General features: G+C 35.1%; 28 protein-coding genes. 20 read left to right on the plus strand and 8 right to left on the minus strand.

Features of this window, described 5'->3' with window-relative positions:
* Positions 1 to 235: 235 nt before the first annotated feature.
* The 4 genes from ENL20_04905 to ENL20_04920 all read right to left on the minus strand — a co-directional run bounded on the left by ENL20_04905 (position 236) and on the right by ENL20_04920 (position 2733).
* Entirely contained in the window at positions 236 to 1090 is an 855-nt protein-coding gene (locus ENL20_04905) for an RNA polymerase sigma factor RpoD/SigA (protein ID HHE37895.1), read from the minus strand.
* A gap of 81 nt (positions 1091 to 1171) precedes the next feature.
* Entirely contained in the window at positions 1172 to 1486 is a 315-nt protein-coding gene (locus ENL20_04910) for a MerR family transcriptional regulator (GenBank protein ID HHE37896.1), read from the minus strand.
* Between the two features lie 3 nt (positions 1487 to 1489).
* Positions 1490 to 2455 (minus strand): M23 family metallopeptidase, encoded by a 966-nt coding sequence (locus tag ENL20_04915; GenBank protein ID HHE37897.1) that lies wholly within the window; start codon positions 2453 to 2455, stop codon positions 1490 to 1492.
* Between the two features lie 5 nt (positions 2456 to 2460).
* Positions 2461 to 2733 (minus strand): acylphosphatase, encoded by a 273-nt coding sequence (locus ENL20_04920; GenBank protein ID HHE37898.1) that lies wholly within the window; start codon positions 2731 to 2733, stop codon positions 2461 to 2463.
* Between the two features lie 549 nt (positions 2734 to 3282).
* Here ENL20_04920 and rsmG point away from each other — a divergent pair.
* The 17 genes from rsmG (at position 3283) to ENL20_05005 (ending at position 17008) form a co-directional block, all read left to right on the plus strand.
* On the plus strand, positions 3283 to 3900 hold the full coding sequence (rsmG, locus tag ENL20_04925; GenBank protein HHE37899.1) for a 16S rRNA (guanine(527)-N(7))-methyltransferase RsmG: 618 nt from the start codon (positions 3283 to 3285) through the stop codon (positions 3898 to 3900).
* A gap of 200 nt (positions 3901 to 4100) precedes the next feature.
* Complete coding sequence (locus ENL20_04930) at positions 4101 to 4865, plus strand: ParA family protein (GenBank protein ID HHE37900.1); 765 nt, start codon at positions 4101 to 4103, stop codon at positions 4863 to 4865.
* Entirely contained in the window at positions 4853 to 5701 is an 849-nt protein-coding gene (locus tag ENL20_04935; GenBank protein ID HHE37901.1) for a ParB/RepB/Spo0J family partition protein, read from the plus strand. Before ENL20_04930 ends, ENL20_04935 begins: the two co-directional genes overlap by 13 nt.
* Positions 5698 to 6396, plus strand: coding sequence for a M23 family metallopeptidase (locus ENL20_04940; GenBank protein HHE37902.1), 699 nt, complete (start codon positions 5698 to 5700; stop codon positions 6394 to 6396). The genes ENL20_04935 and ENL20_04940 overlap by 4 nt, the downstream gene beginning before the upstream one ends.
* A 225-nt stretch (positions 6397 to 6621) precedes the next feature.
* Positions 6622 to 7017 carry a polymer-forming cytoskeletal protein gene (locus tag ENL20_04945; protein ID HHE37903.1) on the plus strand — a complete coding sequence of 132 codons (396 nt, stop codon included), beginning with the start codon at positions 6622 to 6624 and terminating at the stop codon, positions 7015 to 7017.
* Positions 6986 to 7222, plus strand: coding sequence for an AtpZ/AtpI family protein (locus tag ENL20_04950; GenBank protein ID HHE37904.1), 237 nt, complete (start codon positions 6986 to 6988; stop codon positions 7220 to 7222). The genes ENL20_04945 and ENL20_04950 overlap by 32 nt, the downstream gene beginning before the upstream one ends.
* A gap of 21 nt (positions 7223 to 7243) precedes the next feature.
* Positions 7244 to 7621, plus strand: a complete 378-nt coding sequence (locus tag ENL20_04955; GenBank protein HHE37905.1) for a hypothetical protein — start codon at positions 7244 to 7246, stop codon at positions 7619 to 7621.
* 1 nt (position 7622) lies between these two features.
* A complete protein-coding gene (atpB, locus tag ENL20_04960; protein HHE37906.1) occupies positions 7623 to 8534 on the plus strand; it encodes an ATP synthase F0 subunit A in 912 nt (303 codons plus the stop codon).
* A 2-nt stretch (positions 8535 to 8536) separates the two neighbouring features.
* The gene (locus ENL20_04965) at positions 8537 to 9289 is read left to right on the plus strand and encodes an ATP synthase F0 subunit C (protein ID HHE37907.1); all 753 of its coding nucleotides are present in this window, start codon (positions 8537 to 8539) and stop codon (positions 9287 to 9289) included.
* 224 nt (positions 9290 to 9513) lie between these two features.
* Positions 9514 to 9765 carry an ATP synthase F0 subunit C gene (gene atpE, locus ENL20_04970; GenBank protein ID HHE37908.1) on the plus strand — a complete coding sequence of 84 codons (252 nt, stop codon included), beginning with the start codon at positions 9514 to 9516 and terminating at the stop codon, positions 9763 to 9765.
* 293 nt (positions 9766 to 10058) lie between these two features.
* Positions 10059 to 10541 carry an ATP synthase F0 subunit B gene (locus tag ENL20_04975; GenBank protein HHE37909.1) on the plus strand — a complete coding sequence of 161 codons (483 nt, stop codon included), beginning with the start codon at positions 10059 to 10061 and terminating at the stop codon, positions 10539 to 10541.
* Entirely contained in the window at positions 10538 to 11077 is a 540-nt protein-coding gene (gene atpH / locus ENL20_04980; GenBank protein ID HHE37910.1) for an ATP synthase F1 subunit delta, read from the plus strand. The genes ENL20_04975 and atpH overlap by 4 nt, the downstream gene beginning before the upstream one ends.
* A 259-nt stretch (positions 11078 to 11336) precedes the next feature.
* The gene (locus ENL20_04985; GenBank protein ID HHE37911.1) at positions 11337 to 12836 is read left to right on the plus strand and encodes a F0F1 ATP synthase subunit alpha; all 1500 of its coding nucleotides are present in this window, start codon (positions 11337 to 11339) and stop codon (positions 12834 to 12836) included.
* Between the two features lie 254 nt (positions 12837 to 13090).
* On the plus strand, positions 13091 to 13945 hold the full coding sequence (atpG, locus tag ENL20_04990; protein HHE37912.1) for an ATP synthase F1 subunit gamma: 855 nt from the start codon (positions 13091 to 13093) through the stop codon (positions 13943 to 13945).
* 20 nt (positions 13946 to 13965) lie between these two features.
* Positions 13966 to 15366, plus strand: coding sequence for a F0F1 ATP synthase subunit beta (atpD, locus tag ENL20_04995; protein ID HHE37913.1), 1401 nt, complete (start codon positions 13966 to 13968; stop codon positions 15364 to 15366).
* Complete coding sequence (atpC, locus tag ENL20_05000; GenBank protein ID HHE37914.1) at positions 15359 to 15757, plus strand: ATP synthase F1 subunit epsilon; 399 nt, start codon at positions 15359 to 15361, stop codon at positions 15755 to 15757. The genes atpD and atpC overlap by 8 nt, the downstream gene beginning before the upstream one ends.
* Before the next feature lie 78 nt (positions 15758 to 15835).
* Positions 15836 to 17008, plus strand: coding sequence for a hypothetical protein (locus tag ENL20_05005; protein ID HHE37915.1), 1173 nt, complete (start codon positions 15836 to 15838; stop codon positions 17006 to 17008).
* A gap of 198 nt (positions 17009 to 17206) precedes the next feature.
* On the opposite strand, the gene ENL20_05010 is transcribed toward ENL20_05005, so the two are convergent.
* Entirely contained in the window at positions 17207 to 17872 is a 666-nt protein-coding gene (locus tag ENL20_05010; protein HHE37916.1) for a helix-turn-helix domain-containing protein, read from the minus strand.
* A 102-nt stretch (positions 17873 to 17974) separates the two neighbouring features.
* Between ENL20_05010 and ENL20_05015 the strand changes: the two genes are divergently transcribed.
* The gene (locus ENL20_05015; GenBank protein HHE37917.1) at positions 17975 to 18475 is read left to right on the plus strand and encodes a hypothetical protein; all 501 of its coding nucleotides are present in this window, start codon (positions 17975 to 17977) and stop codon (positions 18473 to 18475) included.
* A gap of 88 nt (positions 18476 to 18563) precedes the next feature.
* Here the strand turns inward: ENL20_05015 and glnA are convergent, their stop codons facing one another.
* From glnA to ENL20_05030, 3 genes are all read right to left on the minus strand, one after another.
* The gene (glnA, locus tag ENL20_05020; protein ID HHE37918.1) at positions 18564 to 19988 is read right to left on the minus strand and encodes a type I glutamate--ammonia ligase; all 1425 of its coding nucleotides are present in this window, start codon (positions 19986 to 19988) and stop codon (positions 18564 to 18566) included.
* A gap of 155 nt (positions 19989 to 20143) precedes the next feature.
* The gene (locus ENL20_05025; protein ID HHE37919.1) at positions 20144 to 20800 is read right to left on the minus strand and encodes a site-2 protease family protein; all 657 of its coding nucleotides are present in this window, start codon (positions 20798 to 20800) and stop codon (positions 20144 to 20146) included.
* Positions 20801 to 21091: 291 nt separating this feature from the next.
* Positions 21092 to 22294 (minus strand): tyrosine--tRNA ligase, encoded by a 1203-nt coding sequence (locus tag ENL20_05030; protein ID HHE37920.1) that lies wholly within the window; start codon positions 22292 to 22294, stop codon positions 21092 to 21094.
* 505 nt (positions 22295 to 22799) lie between these two features.
* On the opposite strand from ENL20_05030, the gene dnaA reads away from it, so the two are divergent.
* Both dnaA and ENL20_05040 read left to right on the plus strand, forming a co-directional pair.
* Complete coding sequence (gene dnaA / locus ENL20_05035; protein ID HHE37921.1) at positions 22800 to 24137, plus strand: chromosomal replication initiator protein DnaA; 1338 nt, start codon at positions 22800 to 22802, stop codon at positions 24135 to 24137.
* Positions 24138 to 24387: 250 nt separating this feature from the next.
* Positions 24388 to 24691 (plus strand): hypothetical protein (locus ENL20_05040; GenBank protein ID HHE37922.1); only part of this gene is annotated, 304 nt, incomplete at its 3' end.

Raw genomic sequence — 24691 nt, forward strand, 5'->3', positions numbered from 1 at the left:
ATTTGTGGGAATATGATTCGGGAAGAGAAAGCAACGGTTTCAACCGTTTTTCAAATAAAATAAAACCATTGAAATGGTTCATTTAAAAGAATTTATTTGAATCTTTCCCACAAATAAATTTGTGGGTTTCTTATCAAATATTAAATCTGTATTGATGATTACAAATTTCATAGAAAATTTTGGGGATATGACTGTATTTATTTTAGACAGTTAACTTGAAAAAATAAAATTTTGTTCAGATCAAATAATCTATATCCTTTTCTGCTTCTTTATATGCTTCCTGCATGATTTTTTGCAGAGCTTTTTTCTGGATCTGTCGAACTCTTTCACGGGATAATCCGAGTTCTTCCCCGATCTGGGCAAAATTTTTCCCTTTACCGCTGTCGAGACCAAAATATTCTTTGACGATCAAAGCATCACGGGAAGGTAATTTCCTGATAGAATTATTGATTCTTTCTTTTACTTTATCCCGATAATAAAGGGTTTTAGGATCAAGAGTGTCCATATCTTCAAGAAATTCTGTTACGGTTACAGCGTCGTGTTTACTGGTATAGCTCGGTTCTTCTAAAGAAACAGTATTAACTGCTTGTTTGCTGATTTTATTTATAGCTTTCTTATCGAGGTCTGTCATTTCAGAAATTTCTTCGATCGTTGCTTTCTCTCCGGTTTCACTGAAAACTTTCTCTTTAGCTATTTTTATTTTATTGGCAATGTTTGCTTTTCCCAACGGCATTCGGATCACATTTGTCTTTTCAGCGAGAGCAAAAAGGATTCTCTGTTTTATCCACCAAACAGCATAAGAAATAAGTTTGTTGTCTTTTTCAGGCTCAAATTTTTCGATTGCTTTGATCAATCCCATATTTCCTTCGCTGATTAATTCTGCTAATGTTAATCCACGGTTTTGATAACGAGCTGCAATTTTGACCACAAATTTCAAATTGGACTGCACCAGTTTGTTGATTGCTTCTTTATCCCCTTTTTTTGCTCGTTGTGCTATCTTATTTTCCTCTTCCCTGGACAAAGTCTTGATCTTGGAAATCTGGTTCAAATAACTTTGCAAGGCTTTATCTTCAAAAACATTTTCTGCCATTAATGATTCCTTGAATGATTTAGAACTCTTTTTTTCAAGTCTGTTCCTATTTCTGAAAATTATGATTTTAAGTCAATTATTTCAAATTTGAAATTCATTTTTATGGTCATAAATAAAGTCGAGAAGTTCATCATCAGACATTTTCAGTTTTTTTGAGAGAGAGAAAACAATTTTCACCCCGGACAGATTTAAACCGATTTCCTGGGTCAAAGTGATAATAATATTTATTTTTAGAATGTCCTTTTTAGAAAAAATTCGTGTTTTATTTTCAGTTCTTTGCGGTTTTATCAAATGTTTTCTTTCGTACATTCTGATAGTTTGATCGTGGATACCTAATTTTTTGGATACTTCTCCGATAAGGAATGTGCCGGAAATTTTATTCATTATTAACTCCATATATTAAAAGTCAGGAAGCACTTCTCTCGGATTTATGGCTTTCCCTTTGTTGCGATATTCAAAATGAAGATGTGAACCCGTTGTAGTTCCCGTATTTCCAAGAGTAGCAATTGGCTGACCTTTTTTTACTTCTTCACCCAATCTTACCAGATTCGTTTCATTATGAGCATAAACCGTCATCACAAAATCATCATGTTCTAAAATAACGACATTGCCATAACCCTTTTGAGTTCCGGCAAAAGCAACTTTTCCATCCAAAGCAGCAAAAATCGGCTCACCGATTGGAGCCGCAATATCGATTCCTTTATGCCGTCTTCCATTTCGCATCCCGAATTCGGAAGTTACCTGACCTTTAACAGGCAAAAATAGTTCTTTTTTAGAAACAGGTTTTTCAGGAATCTTTTTTTCTTCAGATAAATCCGATTCCTGCAAAATTCTTTCCTGTTCATTTGTTTCTTCAATTTTTTTTGAAGGGACTTCTGTATGGGCAGCTTCTAACCATATTTTCTGTCCTGCACTCAAAGAAAGTGTGCTCAAGTCATTAAATTCCACAATATCGAGAATTCCGAGATCATACATTTTGGAAATTCGATAGATCGATTCTCGAGGTTTCACGACATGGTATTTACATTTAGGAATTGGTCGAATTGTAACAAATTCGCTTTTTTTTTGAGGTTTGGGAATCAAGTAGATCTTCTGTCCGATAAAAACTTTATCAGAACTCAAATTATTGAATAACTTTAAATTCTCGATAGAGATAGAATATTTTTCGCTAATCTCTTTTAGAGTTTCACCTTTTCTCACATAGTGGTATTTTTTTGAAGGTGTAAAATATTTCGGATTACTGGATAGAGAAAATATCTCGACATAGGAAAAGAAAATCAGGCAGAGAAAAGGAAGTTTGAGCAAAAAAGAGTTTATCCTTTTTGGATGATTATTTTTTTGCTTTTTGGCGCGTGTTAAAAACATTATTTTCAGAATTCCACTCTGAAGTTATCATAATGAGTTGAAGCGGTCAGATCAGATATTTCGAGATTTTTTACTCGGGCAAAAGTTGGTCCTTTCCGCAATTCTTGGATGAATAGATCAAGATTCAATTTATCTCCGCAAGCAATGATTTTTACTCTACCATCATACATGTTTTTCGTGTAGCCTTTTATCTTATACATATTTGCTTTACTGACTACAAAATATCGATAGCCAACACCTTGCACCCGACCGGAAACATAAATCTCAACGCTTCTCATCTTCAAATTCCATCCAAAAGTTGAAAATAAATATGAGTGAGTTATTGTCAAATTTTATTTAGAAAACAAGGAAAATTAGCAACGAACAAAACAAACAACAGGAATAACCTTACGATTTAGTTATTCCAACATTTTAAAAACCGATACATGTCGAATTTTGTTCAACTCGTCAGCATTCTTACTTTTCATAACTTTCAAACATACCCCCAAAATTTGTAGAAATAAGAATTCTAACTTTATGAATCGAAAGAATATAAGAAGATTAATTGCCTTGAAAATTACTGTTTAAAGAAAACCACAAATTTATTTGTGGGAATATGATTCGGGAAAAAAACTAACGGTTTCAACCGTTTTCAAATAAAGTGAAAACCATTAAAATGGTTCATTTAAAAGGATTTGTTTAATTTTTCCCACAAATAAATTTGTGGGCTTCTAATCAAATTATAAATCTTTATTGATGATTACCAATTTTTTAGATAATTTTGGGGGTATGCCTGCTTTTCATAACTTTGGCTTGACACTCAACGATATATTCAAAACCTGCAGGATATGAAAAGAGAGATTTTTAAGAAATTTTTGGTAGAAAAATATCCTGAAAAATGGGAAGAAATGCTGCTGTCATTCGAGAACTATTGGAAGTTACTTGTTTTGGAAAATGCAAAAATAAATCTCATTTCCCGGAAAACTGGGATTGAAGATTATTGGACGGTTCATTTTCTCGACTCTCTTTTACCAATAGATTTTTTTGATTTTTCTGATAAAAAAATACTTGATCTCGGAACCGGCGGAGGATTGCCGGGAATTCCCCTAAAAATTTTATTTCCCAAGTCAGAGATGTATTTATTAGACTCGAAACAAAAGAAAATAAATTCTTTGAAAAACATAATCAAAAAACTTGACTTGAAAAGGTGTTTCACGATTGTTTCACGGCTTGAAGATTTGGATAAAGAAAGGGGTGGATTTTTTGATTTTATTGTTTGCCGTTCGGTAAAGATCCTTCCGAAATACAGAAAAAAGATGTTTGAGATTCTGCATAAAAATGGGAAGATCATTCTCTATAAAAGCAAAATCCTGGATGATCTCAAATTGTTTGAAAAATATAAAATTTATGATGTTTCGCAAAAGGAAATCGGAGTAAGAAAGATAATTGAAATTGAAAAGGAGTAACTTTATATTTAAAAAATTTATTATAAAGATTGTCTCCTGGTGCTTTAAGCAAGAACATAACTTTATAAATTGATTAAAAAATACAATTGGAAACAGGAAAAGGAAACGGGAATTCAGAAAATTGAAATGCAAAATAAAAAATCTCTGTGATCTCTGTGACTCTGTGGCTAATTTTGAAATTCCGATACATTAAAATAAACATGAAAAAAATAATAACGATCGTAAATCAGAAAGGAGGTGTTGGTAAAACTACAACCGCGATAAATCTATCGTCGGCTTTGGCAATTTATGAAAAAAACACCTTACTGATAGATTTTGATCCGCAGGGAAATACTTCGAGCGGAATTGGAATTGACAAAGAAAATCCAAATATTTATGAAGCTCTGGTTGGAAGTGTTTCCATCGATGCAATAATTAAAAAATCTCCCTTACTGGCAAAACTCGATATTGCTCCTTCAAATACGAATTTAAGCGGAGCGGAAATCGAGCTGGTAAAGGAATATTCACGCGAGCATAAACTCAAACACGCACTTACGGAAATAAATGGAAAATATGAATATATCATCATCGATTGTCCGCCATCTCTTGGTTTATTGACAGTTAATGCTTTAACTGTTTGTTCGGATGTGATCGTTCCTATTCAATGCGAATATTATGCTCTCGAAGGTGTGAGCCAATTGCTGACAACGATCAGATTGATCAAAAAAAATCTGAATCCGGATTTGAACATTCTCGGAATTCTGCTGACCATGTTCGATCGCAGATTGAATCTTTCGCACCAGGTCGCTAAAGAAGTCCGCAGGTATTTCCAGGATCAGACTTTTTCCACGATCATTCATAGAAATGTTAAGTTGAGTGAAGCTCCCAGCTTCGGTAAATCGATTTTTCATTATGATATAAAATCATCAGGTTCGCAAAATTACCTGAATTTTGCAAAGGAAGTAATGTCAAGATGTCAAAATTAGGAAGAGGCTTAGATGCTTTGATCGATTCCGGTCCGGAAGCGATTGATAAAACGACAGGTATAACGACAGTCAAAGTCGCCTTTATCAAGCCGAATCGTTTCCAGCCGAGAAAAGTCTTCAAAGAAGATAAGCTCCGGGAATTGGCAAAATCGCTACAGGAAAACGGTTTGATCCAACCTATAATCGTCACCAAAAAAGATAGATCAGAATATGAATTGATCGCAGGCGAAAGAAGATTGGAAGCAGCCAGAATTGCAGGTTTTGACGAAATTCCAGTGATCATCAGAAGTGTGTCTCCGAGAGAACAACTGCAATTCGCAATTATTGAAAATATTCAGCGTGAAGACTTGAATGCGATCGAGGAAGCAATTGCCTTTCACCAATTAAGCGAAGATTTCGGATTAACGCACTCCCAAATTTCTGAAATTATAGGCAAAGAAAGAACAACGATCTCCAATTCCATCCGGTTATTGAAATTGAATGAAAACATAAAACAGATGGTTCTTGACGGAAAACTTTCTTCCGGTCATGCTCGCGCGATTTTGCAGATTGATGAGAAATTGCAAGAGGAATTCGCAAATTATATTGTTGAAAACAGCCTTTCCGTTCGGAAAGCAGAAAGCGATGCAAAAAGGATTAGGGAAACGGGCTCTGTTCAAAAAATCAATGAAGAAATAACGGAAAATTCCAAAATCTATCATCTTGAAGAACGACTGAATAATATCTTTAAAGTGAAAGTCCGAATTTCCGGTAAGAACAACAAAGGAAAGATCACTTTTTTTTATTCTTCAAAAGAAGAATTTGATCAACTTTTAAGCGGATTTGAAAAAAAATGAAAAAATATTTAATTATCTTTCTCATCCTATTTTTATTGCTGATCATTATTTTTTCCTTTAAAGAAAACAGAAAATTAAAATTGGAAAACCTTCATTTTAAGCAGGAATTGGAATCAACAGATATTTATCTGAAAGAACTTGGAAAACAAATTCAAAGTCTTCGGAAAGATGAATATGAACCTCTCTCCAAAACAGATAAGATGAAAAAAGTTCTCAATGATTATTTAAATGAACAGAAAAAAAAGAATGAGGAAAAAATACTGAAGATCTCGAAAGAAGAATTACAGGAAGAGTTAATTCAATATGAAAAGAAAATCCGATTTACTCCTGACCTGATCCCGATAAAAGGTGAATATGCGATCAGTCAGAAATATTCGGAAAAACACTCAGCACTCGATTTTGCTGCTGCAATGGGAACAGAAGTTGTTTCTTCGGCTGCTGGAGAAATTTTATCCGTTTACGAGGATAAATATTTCGGAAAAATCATTATTATCGATCATCTTAATGAGTACTCCTCTTTTTATGCTCATCTGGCAAAAACATTGGTGGATCCGGAAATTTGCGTTGAAAAAGGTCAGACGATTGGACTTGTCGGTTCGAGTGGAAATAGTTCTGCTCCTCATCTCCATTTTGAAATTATGGTAAATGGTGAGAATATTGATCCGGCTACCGTGTTAAAAAATCTTCCGCAATGAAGAATTAGTAATGTTGGGTGTTTTTGTCATTCCGGGTTTTCTTCTTGTTTTTCTACCGAGGAATCTCAGATATCTGTTTGAGGGTAATTATTCTGGCGTCGAAGATCCTTCGAGAGTATATCTTTTTTGAAAACTCATAATGACAAGTAGAATCAATCTTTGTGGAAGCTATCCTCAGGAATTTCTTCATTAGGATTTTCACAAAGTTATAATATAGGAGATATTATGGCAAAAAACAGAGAAGTCGAACTTTCCACGATAATTGGAAAAGACAGCAAGGTTACAGGTTCTCTTTTCGTCAAAGGGGGAGTTCGTGTCGATGGAGAAGTCGAAGGAAAAATTGAATCAGACGGCTTTGTGACTATCGGTTCATCTGGAATAGCAAAGTCGGATATTAAAGCAAAAGAATGTCTGGTTTCAGGAAAAGTTAAAGGAAATATTGTTGCTGAAGAATCACTGGAACTGGATAAATCTGCTAATTTGAATGGAGATATAATAGCCAGAATTTTAAGGATCAATACAGGTGCGATTTTCAATGGAAATTGTTCCATGCAAAATGAAAACCAGGTAATGGAAACGATAAAAACCGATGATCTTCAAAAAGAACAAAAAACTGATTAACAACGAACTGCTGACATACATCAGTTTAATAACCCAGGTTGGATTAACATTTATAATTTCCCTGCTCATATTTTTCTTTCTTTTTCTTTACCTTGATAAAAAACTCCAAACCAATGGAATTTTAACAGGGATCGGAACTTTACTCGGAGTTTTTTCCGGATTTTATGCTTCTTACAAATTGATCAAAAGATTTATAGGAAAATAACCGATTGAAATATTTCATAATATGAAAAACAAAGAATATATAAGACGAATTCTAATTATAATTTTCTTGACAAACATCTTAGCAATTTTGAGTTTGCCGTTGTTTTTCAAGCAGTCTATAGGCTGGATTGCAGGTTCTTTCGCAAGTATTGTCAATTTTCTGTGGTTGGCACAAAATGTGAAGAAAAGCATAGATTTATATGCTTCCAAGGCAAAACTGAAATCCATTAAGGGTTCGTTATTACGATATTCGTTTTTAATTATTTTTTCGTTATTGATCATTTATCTGATCAAGCCGGATATCATTATTTTCGGATTGGGATTGCTGGCTTCACAAATGGCGATTTTTGTAAACGAGATATTCGAGAGAATTCGGAAAAACAGATATTTCAGAGGTTGAAATGGCAAAAAAGAAAGGTTCTCTAAAAAAGATTTTTTTGATTTTTTTCATTATTGAAATTGCTCTTGTTGTAATTTCCGGAAGTTTTTCCAAGAAATTACAGATAGGATTTGATGATGGAAAATTCGTATTCAGAAATGTTAAAAGCCATTTTGACCTGCAGGAAAAGATTACGGAAGAATTCCAGATCGACGAATATTACAGACAGACCGGTGAAACCCCGGAAATTTATGGCAGTAAAAAAATATATAACATCGTTAAAAATATCTTTGGAGAAAACAGTGCGATCGGTGCTTTTAATCTCATCCGAATGCTGTTAATTGTCGATATTCTGCTTCTCGGATTGGCTTTTCTGATCAGGAAAAGACTCTACAAAAAACCTTCTCAACCACAAATAATTTTCGAACTTATCTACGGACTTTTTGAAGATTTCGTTCAAGACACTCTCGGTAAAGGACGGGTGCATTACACTCCCTACATCGTTAGTTTATTCCTCTTTATCTGGATCTGTAATATTATTGGAATGATCCCCATTCCGGGATTTATGGAACCAACCCGTAATTTGAATGTTCCGCTCGGATTAGGATTTATCGCTGTTATCGTTGTTCACGCTACTGCCATCAAAGTTAAAGGGCTTTGGGGACATCTGAGTAATTATGTTAATCCTGTAAAAAATCCTTTATTTTTATTAGATCTTGTGGGTGAGATGTCTAAAGTCGTTTCTATCTCATTCCGTTTATTTGGAAATATTTTAGGAGGAGCGATCATTATTCTCGTTGTTTCATCGCTCGTAAAATTTGTCCTTTTACCAATTGGATTAAATCTCTTTTTCGGAATGTTTGTAGGAAGTATCCAGGCTTTTGTTTTCACGATGCTCGCCCTGACTTATATCGGGGTTGAGATTTCGGAGTAGAAATGAACTTTCCCGTAGAATATATACAAATCGCAGCTTATCTCGGAGCAGGAATTTGTGTTGGTATCGGTGCTATTACAACCGGGATCGGTTCCGGAATAATCGCAGGAGAAGGTTCTCTGGCGATCATGAAACAACCAAAGGCAAATGAAGATATCTTCCGCACTATGCTCATCGGTCAGGCTGCCGCTCAAACTGCCGGGATTTTTGCCTTAGTCGTCTCGATGTTACTTATTTATGGCGGATTTGATGTAGCCAAAGGTGGCTGGTATAAAGCTGCTGCTCTTTTAGCAGCCGGAATTGCGATGGGAATCGGATCGGTCGGACCATCTCTGGGAGCAGGATATTCCGGAGGACAAGCCTGTAAATCGATCGGTAGAATGCCGAAACACGGAAATGCCATAATGGGAAATATGCTGATCGGACAGGCGCTTTCCCAGACATCAGCGATCTTTGCTCTCGTTGTTTCTCTACTATTATTATATTCATCTCCAAACCAACCGGAAGGTATTTCGATCGGTAGAATTATGGTTAAAACTATCGCCTTTTTAGGAGCTGGTTCTGCAATCGGATTGGGAACAATTGGTCCCGGTGCGGGAATTGGTTATGTTGCCGGTAGAGCAAATGATATGTTGGGAAGATTTCCCGCTGAACGACCGAATGTGATGAGAACAATGTTTTTGGGAGCAGCAGTTTCGGAATCGACAGCGATCTATTCATTGGTCGTTGCCTTTTTATTAATATTTGCAGTTTAATATTATACCTTACGAACGATTGAGGATAATCTTGAAATTCTTCCAAAATCTCAATCAAGATTACGAGACCTTCGCAATGGTCGGAAATAAAAGTGTAAATTTATTCGACTCATAATGAAGACGAGTCGAAATAGACAGTCTCGAAAAATAACCATTCCGAAGGTTTCCAATCATTCGGAAGGTTGATAAATAGATAAAAAAGTATAAGAATATACGGAGGAAAAATGGATTTAACAATTGCTCAAGGAATCGCCAAAGCAGCAGCTCTTCTGGGAGCCGGTATGTGTATGGGAATGGGAGCATTAGGCCCCGGAGTTGGCGAAGGATTCGTGGCTGGAAAAGCCTGTGAAGGTATTGCTCGTTCACCGGAAAATGCCAGTTTGATCACCAGAACCATGCTGGTTGGTCAGGCTGTTTCCGAATCGACAGGTATTTACTCGCTGGTTATTGCTCTTTTATTGATTTTCTCGACCTAAATGCACTTGTTGATTTAATGATTTGGGGATTTTATTTTAAGCTCCTATCATTAATCTTTATCTTTCCCGATTTCAGGATTGAATGAAAATCGTAAATCAACTTGCCCAAGTTGAGAAATCGAATTTTTAGAAAAGCCTGATAGGGAATATTGGAAATTCAGAAATTCAGCAAAACTTGAATAAATATCAGCACACGGGAAAAGTATCTCAAGCCGTACACTGTCCTGCTTGTGAAGAATAACAAACAGGGATGTTCGTTTTACGGAATCCTCGGCTGAAAAAGTGGAGATTTTATGATTAATATAGATTATTCGATCATCATTGTGATCCTGAATTTTATTATTCTTTTGATAATTTTAAATGGACTGCTTTATAAACCAGCGAAGAAATTCCTGGCAGAAAGAAAAGCACAGATTGCTGCAGACCTTAACGAAGCTGATGAATTTAAAAAAAAGGCAAATCAACTTGTTCAGAAAAAAGAAAACGAATTAAAACTTTCTGCTGAAGAAATCCGGAAAATGAAAAAAAAAGCTCGTAGTGATGCAGAACTTCAAGCAAATGAAATCATCGGTGATGCCAAAGATCACGAGAAGAAGATCATGCAGGAAACGGAGGAAATGATCGAGCATGAAAAGATTAAAGCGATCGGAGAAATAAAGACGGAATTAGCTGAGATGGTTTCCGAGCTATCGGCGAAATTCCTATCCAAAAAAATGGATGAAAACAATGATCAGGATATGATCAAAAAAATGATTTCCGAACGGGGAAATAAGTGAAGAACAAACTGATCGCCAAAAGATATGCGAAAGCTGTCATGGAGAACATTTCAGAAGATTCAACTTCTTTCTTAAATGATATATCTTTATTGAATAAGTTTTTTTCAGATAATCCGGAAGTCATTAAAACTGCAGATTCGTTACTTTACCCTCCAAAGAGAAGAATCGAAATTATTAAAGAAATCAGCAGAATAAGCAATAATCAGAAAATCTGGAATAACCTTTTTCAACTTCTGGTCCAAAAACACAAATTCATCATTATCCGGGAAATTTTAACAGAACTTGAATCTATAATTTTAGAGAAAAAGAAACAAGAAAAAGTGCATTTGAAAATTGCTCACAAACATCCCGATGAGGTCCTGAAAAAAATGAAATCAATAATTGCAGATATTATCAAAAAAGATTTAATCCTCGATATTACCATCGATCCGGATATTATCGGAGGTTTTATTGCATCAACCGAATCTCTTGTCATAGATGGTTCGATCAGAAATAATTTGATCAAATTTAAGAATATTGTATCTGAAGTGAAATAATAAATCCGAATTGTCTCCTTGAATTTCAAGAAGTTCAGCATCTCCGCAGGAGATAAATAATTATCCCTTTTTAAGGGAAAATTTAAGAGAGTAAAAAAATGAAAAAAAATGTCATTATGAGGTTTCATCCGGAGATAATCTCCCGAAGAATCTCGTATATCGTTGGAGTCCCTTCGAAAGAAAAGCACGAAGAATTCCTCATAATGACAAAAACAATCATTTTTGCATAAATCAATAAAATTAAAATAACGAGGTCGGAATGAAAATACAACCAGATGAAATAAGTTCGATATTAAAAGCAAAGATCAACGATTTCAAGTTTGAGATCGATATTGAAGAAACCGGAAAAGTCGTTCAAGTTGGAGATGGAATTGCTCGTGTTTACGGTTTGAACAATGTTATGGCTGGTGAAATGATATTATTTCCCGGAGATGTTGTGGGTATGGCTTTGAATCTGGAAGAAGATAATGTCGGTTGCATTCTCTTTGGAGAAACCAGGAAAATCAAAGAGGGTGATATTGCTAAAAGAACAAAGCAGATCCTGCAGGTTCCGGTGGGAGAAGCAATGCTTGGCCGTGTTGTCAATGCTCTCGGTGAACCGATTGATGGTAAAGGTGCGATCAAATCCGAAAAATCTATGCCTGTGGAAAGAAAAGCACTCGGAATTATCCAGCGACAACCTGTGAAAGAACCTCTGCAAACCGGTTTGAAATCTATAGATTCTATGATCCCGATCGGAAGAGGACAACGAGAACTTATCATTGGTGACAGGCAAACAGGAAAAACTGCGATTGGGATCGACACAATTATAAACCAGAAAGGTACTGATGTAATCTGTATTTATGTTGCTATCGGTCAGAAAAAATCTTCAGTTGCAAAAATCGTAAAAACACTGGAATTACACGGAGCGATGGATTATACGATCATCGTTTCCGCTTCAGCTTCCGAATCTGCTTCTTTGCAATATCTATCTCCTTATTCCGGAGTTACAATGGGTGAATTTTTCCGCGATAATGGAAAACATGCTTTGATAATTTATGATGATCTCTCCAAACATGCTGTTTCGTATCGACAGATTTCCCTGCTTTTAAGACGACCTCCCGGACGAGAAGCATATCCAGGTGATGTATTTTATCTTCATTCAAGACTTCTGGAAAGAGCTTCTAAATTAAGTGATGAACTGGGTGGAGGTTCTCTCACTGCTCTTCCTATCATCGAAACACAAGCTGATGATATAACTGCGTATATTCCAACGAATGTGATTTCCATTACCGATGGTCAGATATATTTGAGCAGTCGTCTTTTCTATTCCGGAGTTCGTCCCGCGATCAATGCCGGACTGTCTGTTTCCCGGGTGGGAGGAAACGCACAGATCAAAGTGATGAAAGGTGTAACCGGGCAGCTTCGTCTAGATCTGGCTCAGTATACAGAATTAGAAGCATTTGCTAAATTCGGTTCGGACCTTGATAAAGCTACTCAAGCTCAACTGAGGCGAGGTATTCGACTTGTCGAAATTTTAAAACAGGATCAATATGTTCCGCTTCCTGTGGCTAAACAAGTTTTTATCATATTTATGGCAAACCAGGGTATGCTTGATAAAATCGAGATCAATGAGATCAAAAAAGTTGAAGAAGAACTTTTCTCAATCCTCGATTCCGAATATAAAGACTTCATGGAAGAACTTATAAAAGGTTCGATCACAGATGAAGTTACAGAAAAAATGAAAAAAATCTGTCAGAAAGTTATCGAGAAATTTTGATGAACTGTCCACGAATTTCACGAATTACTCGAATTAAAACAAAAAAATAATCATTGTTCCCAATCCACGATTGGGAATAAAATAATTTGTGTAATTATTGGATGATCATTGTTTGAAATAAATCAAAAAAATAGAAGGAATTGGAATGTTGATAAATTTTGTTAGAATGGTGTTAGAGCAAAAAACCATGAATTTGTGAAATTCGTGGATGTTTTATAAAAGAAATGATTTGTGTAATTAGTGGATAATAAAAAATGCCGAACATTAGAGACATTAAGACCAGAATTGAAAGCGTTAAAAGTACCAAGCAGATTACCAATGCCATGAAAATGGTAGCTGCTTCCAAATTGAGAAAAGCTCAGAACAACATTGAACAAGCGCGACCGTATGCTGATCATATCAATGTTATGCTCCAGACTTTAAAGCGGAAAAACACAAAAAACCAGCATCCTTTGCTTGTCGATATTCCGGATAAGGGGAAAAAAGCTTTCCTTGTTGTTACTTCCGATAGAGGATTATGCGGGGCATTTAATTCCAATATTATCAGGAAAGCCATTCACTACTTGAACAAAAATCCCGAAACAGAAGTAATTTGTATCGGCAAAAAAGGTTATGATTTTCTAAAAAAACACATAACTAATAAAATTAAAGAAAAATATATTGGCCTTTTCAATGAGATGGATTTCAGTGTTTCCAGAGAAGTTGCTTCGTTTTTACTCGAACTTTTTTTAAGAGAAAATTATACAAAAATCGAAGTTCTTTATAATGAGTTTAAATCTGCAATACAACAGGATATTGTAGTCAAGCAACTGTTGCCTGTCATTCCAGTGGAATCGGAAGAAATATCATCTCTCGATTTTATTTATGAACCTGATGAAAAAACGATCATTGAGGAATTAAGCAGAAAATACATCAATGTTGAGATCTGGAGAATCATGCTGGAATCTTCTGCTGCTGAACAAGGCGCCAGAATGACTGCTATGGATTCCGCAACTGAAAATGCAACCGAATTGATAGGTAGCCTGACTTTATTTTATAATCGTGCTCGACAGGCAGCGATAACTAAAGAAATAATTGAAATTGCTTCCGGAGCGGAAGCTTTGAAATAATATTAAATATGAGGTAAATAATGGTTGAAGGAAAAATTATCCAGATAATAGGACCAACAGTTGATGTAGAATTCCCTGAAGGTCATCTGCCTGCTATTCATAATGCTCTGAAAATCAAAAGAGAAGGACACCCGGATCTGGTTCTGGAAGTCCAGATGCATCTTGGTGAAAATAAAGTGCGAACAGTTGCCATGGACTCAACTGATGGTCTGGTCAGGAATTATAAAGTTTCAGATTCAGGTGAGCCGATCTCTGTTCCGGTTGGCGAAGGAGTATTAGGAAGAATTCTTAATGTTGTGGGAGAGCCGATCGACGAACAAGGTCCGGTGAAAGCTGAAGAGAGATACCCGATCCATCGTCAGGCTCCTTTTTTTGAAAATCTTTCCACAGAAGACGAGATCATGGAAACAGGTCTGAAAGTCGTTGATTTGATAGAGCCGTATTCAAAAGGTGGAAAAATTGGTCTTTTTGGTGGAGCAGGCGTTGGTAAAACAGTTCTGATCCAGGAACTGATCAGGAATATTGCGATCGAACACGGTGGTTTTTCTGTCTTTTCCGGAGTTGGAGAGAGAACTCGAGAAGGAAACGATCTCTGGTTGGAAATGAAAGCATCCGGAGTTTTGGAAAAAACTGCTATGGTTTTCGGTCAGATGAACGAACCTCCGGGAGCCCGTCAAAGAGTTGGACTTTCAGGTTTGACAATTGCCGAGTATTTCCGGGATGTTTCCAAAAAAGATGTTCTGCTTTTTATCGATAATATTTTCCGTTTCACACAAGCTGGTTCAGAAGTTTCTGCTCTTTTGGGCAGAATGCCTTCAGCAGTTGGCTATCAACCAACTCTGGCGACTGAAATGGGTGAACTCCAGGAAAGGATCACTTCCACCAAAGATGGTTCCATTACATCTGTGCAGGCGATCTATGTTCCGGCTGATGATTTAACTGATCCGGCACCTGCTACGACTTTTTCCCACCTTGACGCAACAACAGTGCTTGATAGAAGAATTGTCGAGCTGGGAATTTATCCGGCTGTTAATCCTCTTGATTCTACCAGTCGTATTCTTGATCCTAAAATTATTGGAGAAGAACATTATTTTGTAGCCCGGGAAACTCAAAGAATTATCCAGAAATATAAAGATCTGCAGGATATTATTGCAATTCTCGGTATGGATGAACTGTCCGAAGAAGATAAATTAACGGTCAGCAGAGCCAGAAAATTAGAAAGATTTTTCTCTCAACCTTGCTTTGTCGCAGAAGAATTTACAAATACTCCGGGAGTATATGTTACTTTAAAAGATACGATTGAAGGATTTAAAGCCATTATAAATGGTGACTGCGATGATTGGCCGGAACAGGCATTCCTTTATGTTGGAAACATCGATTCAGCAGAAGAAAGATCAAAAAAATTAATGAAAAATGTCTAAAATAAATATTCAGGTAATCCAGCCGTCTAAAATAAAGATCAGCGGTGAATATGATCATATCATCATTCCAGGAGTTGATGGAGATTTTGGAGTATCTTCCGAACATACTCCTTTTATCACAAAAATCAGACCTGGAATTCTTCATCTATACAAAGGAACACAAATAACTGATTTTGCAATCCATGATGGTTTTGTGACAGTAGAGAATAATAGCATAAAAATTGTCTGTGAAACTATTGAAAGTTCGACTGAAATAAAAACCAAACGAGCTGAATCTTCAAAGGAAAGAGCGGAAAAAAGATTAAAAAATCCAACCGAAGGAATAGATTTCAGACGAGCAGAAGCATCATTAAAACGAGCATTGGTCAGGTTAAGTTTAACAAAAAAATAAGGGTGATCAAATCACCCTTTTTTTATTTTGGATATTGTTCGAACTAAAACTTCTTATAACGATCGTTTCAAAACAATTATGAATAAATATAAACTATTTTTCTTATTTTTCATTCTGTTTTTATTTACAAATTGCACTCAAAAAACTGAAAAGACTGAAAACGAAAAGACTCAAAAAACTTTATTAAAAAAAGAAGAAATTTCGAAACAGAATTTCAATCGGAAATCTTATCCAGAATTTATTAAAGGTATGTATTTAAACGCATATACTATTGCTTCAAAAAAACTCCAACCGATTTTAGATCAAGCAAAAAAAACAGGCATAAACACAGTTGTATTCGACCTGAAAGATATGAATGGAAATATTTTTCTTAAAATATCTTATCAGGATACGATGCGTCAGCGAAGGGTATTGCCAATCATCGATGTGGAAAAAACTGTTGCTAAATTACACGATAATAAGATGCGAGCTGTAGCTAGGATAGTAATGTTTCATGATCGATTTCTGGCTCAAAATGATCCTACCTTGAGACCGAAGAAAATAGATAATTCTGTCTGGCAGGAAAGCAATAAAGGAAAACCTTCCTGGCTCGATTCTTCCAATCCGGAAGTTCAGAAGGAATTGTTGGAGCTTATTGAAAAAGTAGCACAAACGAATATCGATGAAATCCAGATGGATTATGTCAGATTTCCGACTCAGGGCAATATAAATGAAGCATTTTTTTATTTTCAAAAAGAAGATCAGGAAACTGCCTTAAAAGACAGTCTTTATGTTTTCAGGCAAAAATCGGATATTATCGAAGATATTATTTACAGAGCAAAAAAAATCTGTTTAAAATATGATGTGAAATTAACAGGGGATGTTTTTGCCATTGTTGCCTGGCAAAGCAAAAAAGATGTTGCCAATACAGGTCAGGACATTAAAAGAATGACCAAACATCTCGATGCAATTCATCCCATGATCTATTCATCTCATTTTGCTGATAATTTTGCTTATCGAGAAAACGCTCATAACGAACCATTTTATCTAATGTATAAGGGCACGAAATTAACCCGGAAAAATTCAAATAAAATGTGCAAAGTTATTCCCTATATCCAGGCAAATAATTGGGAAGTCAATTACAAACCTGAATATATATACGCTCAGATTAAAGCTATCGAAAGTTGTCCTGCTGATGGTTTTATTTTATGGGATGCTTCCAATAATTACCTTGAAACACTGAAGTGGATTGAAGTATTTTATTCCAAATAAAGTTTGTCTGTAAACTAAAGATTCGAGTTGTGAGAGCTTTTAACGACGGCTTGAAACCAATGAAAAAACTACCTGAAAATTATATTATGTTTCATGTGAAACACACAAAACTACCTCTATTCATTTCTGCGATTGTAGATTCCTCATGAAATAATTTTAAAAATTTCAGAAAAACTGCCGATGCTGAATATTTAGAAATCAATTTAATACTTTTGTAGTAAGTACATTAATTATTTCTTCATGTGTTCTTGCGTTTCTCAATTTTTCCAGATTCTCATCTATCATTAAGAATTTTGAAATATAAGAAATCGAAAAAAGGTGCTGAATGTCATCGTGTAATAAAAGCATGAAAAAAATACTTACCGGTTTATTGTCAGGAGCATCGAACTCGATATCATCCTTTGATCTACCGAAAATGATCGCTGGTTTTTTTATTTTTGAAGGATGATGATGACGCGGGTGAAGTAAAGCAACACCTTTTCCAACAGCAGTTGAAACTAATTCTTCCCGAGCGACAACAACCTGATACAGCCAGCGATGATCCTTAACTATTTTCAAATCTTTAGCTTTTTTTGCCATTTCCGCAATCGCTTCATATTTATTGTCAGCATAAAAATCTAAATAGATATACCTTGTTTTGAAATAATCCGTGAATCTGCAAACAGACCTTTTTAAGGCAAGTTGTTCATCTTCTTTGTCACTTAAATTAGCAAGCCATTCTTCGATTTCAGTTTTATCTATTTGATAATTATTTCCTTTTTTTACAACCACAAATAGTTTTGAACTGATCATCTCCTTGATAACGGAGTCAGTAACTCTTAGAAAATTTGCAGCTTGTTTCAAGGTTAAATATTTTTTCGCCATATTTTCTCCTATTTTTGTAAAAGCTATGGCACTTCTTTCAAATAATTGCTTTTTTTTGTCAAGTTATTAGATTAATTTTCTTGACACAATCATGTCTCGAAAATGTTTAAAGCTATGAAAAAATCTTATATCCTTGTTATTTTAGCAGTTTTAGGTGCTTGTAGTTATTCTGTTTATACAAGCGGATTTCCTCACCTTAAAACCCTTTCTATTCAAACTTTTCAAAACAATACAGTCGAATATGATCTCGAAGAAGAAATACAGATTGAACTCACCAATTATTTTGAGAAGGACGGCAGGCTGAAGATCGTTACTCTTTCTCCAGATTGCCGGTTGGAAGGAGAAATAATGGATTATTCCAATAAAATTTTTACTTATGATGCTGCTGGAGTAGAAGAATATGAAGTAAAAATTCTGTTCAAAATAATCTTTACAGATTTAAAAAAGAATGAAGTGATCTGGAACAATGATGCTCTTGTTTTGAGCGAAACTTATTCTTCTTCTGAAGAAACCAGCGTATTTTCCACTGAAGAAGAAGCTCAAATGGAAATTTACAAAGACCTTTTTGAAACGATCATGAAAAACAGTTTGGAAGAATGGTAGTCTATCCTCAATTAATGATTCTCGTTTTTCCAATATTACAAAGATTGCTTCTTAAACTCGGTCTTCTTACCGTCTTCTGCAGTAAATTTCACAAGCTATAATACAAATTCATTTCAAACGGATGCGGACGATTTTTTACAGCTACAACTTCCTTCATCTTTTCTTTGATCCAGCTCTCGATCAGTTCCTCGTTGAAAACATCACCTTGCAAAAGATAATTATTATCCTTCTTTAGTTCTTCCAATGCTTCTTCAAGAGATTCAGGGATAGAATGCAGTTTTTCTTTCTGTTTATTTGTCCAATCGAAAACATTATCATCAAATGGTCCGTAACCGTTTTCAGGGGTTGGCATAACCTTGTTTTTGATACCATCGAGTCCAGCCATGAGAAGAGCACTCATTGCCAGGTAATAATTGCATGTTCCATCTCCGGTTCGGAATTCCATTCTTTTAGCATCTTCACTGGTTGTGTATTTTGGAATACGAATGGCTGCACTTCTATTTGCCAGACCAAAAAATAATTGTACCGGAGCTTCATACCCGGGCAGAAGTCTTTTATATGAATTCGTGCTGGGATTTGTAAATGCAGTTAAAGAGCGACCGTGTTTGAGAATTCCTCCGATAAAATATAATGCTTCCTCGGAAAGGTCAGCGTAATTTCCTTTTTTGAAGAAGATATTTTTACCATTTTTCCGTAATTGAATATGAAAATGCATACCGTTTCCTGGTTCGTCATAAAGAGGTTTCGGCATAAAAGTAGCAGTCAATTCGTGTTTTAGAGCCGTGTTATGGATAATATCTTTGACATACATCATCTTATCCGTGATCTTCTCAAATTCGATCATCTCGGTTTCAATTTCCTGCTGCCCTGAAAGTCCAACTTCGTGATGATGATAACGCACGGGACAGTCAATTTTCTCGATCAATTCCACCATTTCTTCCCGAATATGGGCATATTTATCAAACGGAACATCGATGTGATAACCTTTCCTGTTGGCAACTGCTGTTCCCTGAATGTCTTTGTACCCTCCGGGAAGATCTTTCTTGTTCTCTTCTGAAGTGAATTGATAACCGGCACTGTATTTCCCGTTATTGATGATCGCTTCATTGAAAAGATAAAACTCAAACTCGGGAATCCATAATGATTGATCCGCAATTCCGGTTTGTTCCATGTATTTTTGAACTCTCTTGGCAACGCTTCTCGGATCTTTTTGCACTCCGATCCTGGTGTCTGCATCACAAATATAACACAACATTCTTAAAGTAGGAAATTCCGTGAATGGATCTACAACAGCAGTAGAGAGATCGGGAATAATCACCATATCTCCAGATTCAACTGAACTCATACCGGGAATGCTGGAACCATCAAAGGAAATTCCGTGTTCGAGAACATATTCCAATCTTCGTGGAGGAAAAGAGATGTGATACCAATTTCCCACTAAATCCGAATATTTCAGGTCGATACTTTTGATCCCCTTTTCTTTAATGATTTGTTTTATTTTTTCTAAAGTCATATTTTCTCCATAAATTTAAAAATTCTACTAAATGACAAAAAACAATGTTATTCTAATATTTCTGATAAAGATAATTTTACGAAACTTCTATCTATTGTTGAATTTCACTCAAAAGAAAAGTAAGAAAAATTTATCAGAATGGTCGGGATGAAAAATCATATTCCTGTCAAAATCTTCATGATAAACTGCAACGGTGGAAAAATAATACCTCCGATAATATTCAATTTGAAAATATAAGAGACCAGGATAATCATCATAAATATCATCATTCCTTTGCGTTCCTGTGCTGTATATTTGAAATACATTTCATCCGACAAAAAAGCACCGATAACTTTTGATCCATCCAGTGGTGGGAACGGAATTAGATTAAATAATCCCAGAAACAGATTGATCATGATCGTTGTATAGATCAACCTCATAAAAAAAGCTGAAGCTTGACTTAAAGGAGCATACGGATCGTGATTGCTCATGATCAATCTTAATAATAATGAAAGAATGATAGCAATGATAAAGTTTGAAGCAGGTCCTGCTGCTGCTGTTAGAGCTGTATGTTTTTTATAATCCCTGAAATTATAAGGATTTATGGGAACTGGTTTCGCATATCCGAAAGCAAGCCCTCCTCGGGTTACGATCAACATCAATATCGGTAAGATTATTGTTCCGAACCTGTCGATATGGTTTATGGGATTGAAATTCAATCTGCCGGCTCGATAAGCAGTATCATCTCCCAACAGAAAAGCAGCATACCCATGACTTACTTCATGGATGATGATGCTCATCAGGATGATTGGTATTAAAAAAATATATTCCATTTTTTCTTCTCTACTCCTCTTTCCCAAACCCCAGTTTGGGAACATGCAATCATTAATTCGACTCGTAAGCAAAGAAATGAGTCGAAATAAAATACTGAAATATGAAAGACTACTTTTTCGAGTTATTGTCCTTCGCCAGACTCTTATGAAATCACATTCTAGTTTCCTGCAAAATAAGGAGATAGGATTTTGATTAAAATGGACAAGATCGGCATCTTGTTTTACGGATCAGGTTTCCTCTTAATAAAACTATCCGCTTGCGGATAGCAATAGGCTTGTCTGACGCTTTCATTACGACTCGATTATTACTTTCAGGAATCTTCTTTTCCCGACTTTGATGATACAATCATCAGAAATTTCATAAAAAATATCAGTTACTTTTTTCCCATCGATACTGACGGCATTTTGTTTGATCATTCTGCGAGCTTCACTACCGGAAGCACAAGTTTTGGTTTTTACTAAAATATCGATGATCTTTTCCTTTTCATTTTGTAATTCATATCCCGGCATTTCATCAGGAATTTCCTTTTTGGCAAAAATTTGATTAAATTCTTTTTCTGCTTCTTTTGCTGCTTTTTCTCCATGATAAAGAGAAACAACTTCCCTTGCCAGTCTCTGCTTGATAAATTTTGGATTTATTTCGCTGTTTTTCAATTGTTTTTCTATCTCTTCAATTTCCTCAGGAGCAATTTTTGTAGCATAATTGAAATAATTAATGATTGACTCATCGGGAATGGACATCACTTTTCCGTATTTATCTTTAGGAGAATCAAAAACAGCAATGTAATTATTCAGACTTTTGCTCATTTTTTCTTTGCCGTCAATCCCTAATAAAATTGGAGATAAAAGAGCAATCTGCTGTTCCTGACCGAAATATCTCTGCATATCTCGTCCTGCCAGAATATTAAATTTCTGCTCTGTTGCTCCCAATTCAACATCGGCATTAACTGCTACGGAGTCATAAGCCTGTAAAATTGGATACATCATTTCGTGCATTCCCAGAGAGAGTCCCTGCTCATATCTGTTGCGGAAAGTGTCATGAGCCAAAAACCGAGCGAGTGTGAATTTTCCCATCAATTTCAGGACATCGGACATTCCCATATTCCCAAACCATTCTGATTGCCAGCGGACTTCTGTTTTATTTTTATCCAGAACTTTATACAACTGATCCATATATTTTTCTGCATTTTTTCTGACCTGTTCTCCGGTTAATGGAGGTCGAGATTCATCTCTTCCGGTCGGATCTCCGATTTGAGCTGTGAAATCTCCGATAATGATTACTCCGAGATGTCCCAGATCCTGGAATTCTCTCATTTTCCGAATTGGCACAAGATGTCCGATATGGACATCATAACCAGTCGGATCAATTCCATATTTTATCCGCAAAGGTTTTCCCTTTTTTTCCGATCTTTCCAGTTTGGAGATCATTTCCGTTTCGGAAATCAATTCATCCACTCCTTTTTTGATTATTTTCAATTCTTTTTCGAATCTCATTAAATCTACCAATCCTTTTCAAAAATCAGTGTTCAAAACCTTTTTAGACCAGATTGTTGTCAAATTTTTTCGTCACTCTTTAAATTTGTCAGATTTTTGAAATTTAGTAAATTTTTACCTTCACAAAAAAATATTCATTAAATCTTAATTATATTGAATTTAAAGAATTATCCCTTAAAAATAAACACTGCTACTTTTCAAGTCATTTCTATAATCTCATAAAAAACAAATAATTAGTGATTTGTCGTAGCTTTCTTTAAAACATAAAACTTAAATTTCCAGTCTTGACAAATATGATTTCCTTTTCAATTTGACATTGCTTTCAGCTGAAAAAAGCAATTATTCACAATTAAGTGATTTTTTGTGGATAAGTCCTGTTTGTGCAAAAAATATTTTTTTTTAATTGATAGCAAAATAAAAAGATATAGACTTATGTAGAATTTGTGGATAACTTGTGAATAGATTTAGAATTTAGGCTTAAATCTAATAAATCAATGGAGTTGGGATGGAAGATTTTGATGGATTCTGGAATGGAATCCTAAACACTCTCAGAGAAAATATCAGCGAGCAGGGATTCAATACCTGGTTCAATGAAACAAAACTCATTGATTTTGCTGATAATTTTCTTACTGTAAAAGTTCCAACTCAATTTATCGCAGATTATTTAAATAAAAATTACAGCGACCTGATCACAGAAATCACATTAAATTTATTCAACAAAAAATACCTGATAAATTTTACCAGTCTGCAAAATAAGAAGCAGACAGGTCGATTTGAAAATATAAGTCCTTCACCTTTAATCAGAGACTATCAGACAAAATTGAATCCAAATTATAATTTCAATGAATTTGTGATCGGAAAAAACAACATGTTTGCTCATTCTGCTTCACTGGCAGTTGCAGAATCTCCGGGAAACACTTATAATCCGCTCTTTATTTATGGTGAATCCGGAATGGGAAAAACTCATCTAATGCAGGCTGTTGGAAATTTTGTGATAGATGAACTGGAAAATAAGAATATTTTTTATATTACTACCGAAGAATTTACTAACGAAATGATCGAAGCGATCAGGAACAACACTATGTCCGGATTCAGAAATAAATTCCGTAATTTTGACCTGCTTCTGATCGACGATGTTCATTTCCTTTCTAAAAAAGAAGGAACACAGGAGGAATTTTTTCACACTTTTAATGCTCTTTATGAAAAGAAAAAACAGATAGTTTTGACCAGCGATAGACCTCCAAAAGATATACCCGATCTGGAAAAAAGATTAGTTACAAGATTCGAGTGGGGTCTTCTTGCAGATCTGAAAAGTCCCGATTTTGAGACCAGGGTTGCCATCTTGAAAAAAAAGGCAGAATTTGAAAATATCAATTTAAATCCCGATGTTATCAAATTTATAGCAGAACATATCTTCAGTAATGTTCGCGCATTAGAAGGTTCACTCATCAGAATTTTAGCGTATGCTTCCTACAATAATATTGATACGGAAAACATTACTGATGAAATTGCCAATGAAATACTGATAGACTTGATTTCTGACAAAATCAAAGATGTGAACCTGGAAACGATCATGCAGAAAGTTTGTGATTATTATAATATAACACAATCGGAAATTTTTGATAAAACGAGAAAAAAAAATATATCTTTTCCTCGACAGATAGCAATGTATCTCTCCAACCTCCTGATCCCTCAATTATCTCTCAAGGAAATTGCTCAATATTATAAGCGAAAAGACCATACGACAGTTCTTCATGCAAAAAGAACGATCGAAGAACAATTTAAAAATGATAAAGACCTCAGGATCCGCATTGAAATGCTTATCAAAGAAATAAAAAAATAATTATCCACATCTCCACAGAGAAAGATGTCAATAAAAGTTCATAAATCAATTTTTCCGTTTTTTAAAAAAAAATCTGTGTATAAAATGCAAATTAAAAAAAAGTTATTTACCATTTATCCACAAAAAAATAGCGATGATAATTTGCTGAAAATAAAAGAAATAAAATCAAAAAATCTTCATAATTCACAAATCCACACGACCTACTATAACTACTGATTTAATATATAATAAAAAAGGAGATATAATTAAGATGAAATATATAAAACATTTAAGCCCAATAATCTTTTTGCTGATCATCGCTTTTGGATGCACAAAAAAGGACAATCCAACAGGTTATCCCGGAAATGAATTCCAACCAAAAGAAATAGTTATTTCCGATACGAGTTTATTTGGAAATTTTTATAGTTATGAAGACAGTTGTCGGAATTTCAATAATAATCCAAAATTACTAATTGGAAATTATAGGAATACACAAGCTATCAGCCTGTTGAAATTTACAAGTTTACCGGATACTGTTTCAGAAATTTCAAGTGATGTAACCTTAACTTTATACA

The sequence above is a fragment of the Candidatus Cloacimonadota bacterium genome (assembly GCA_011372345.1).
In the GTDB taxonomy this organism is placed as follows: Bacteria; Cloacimonadota; Cloacimonadia; order Cloacimonadales; family TCS61; genus DRTC01.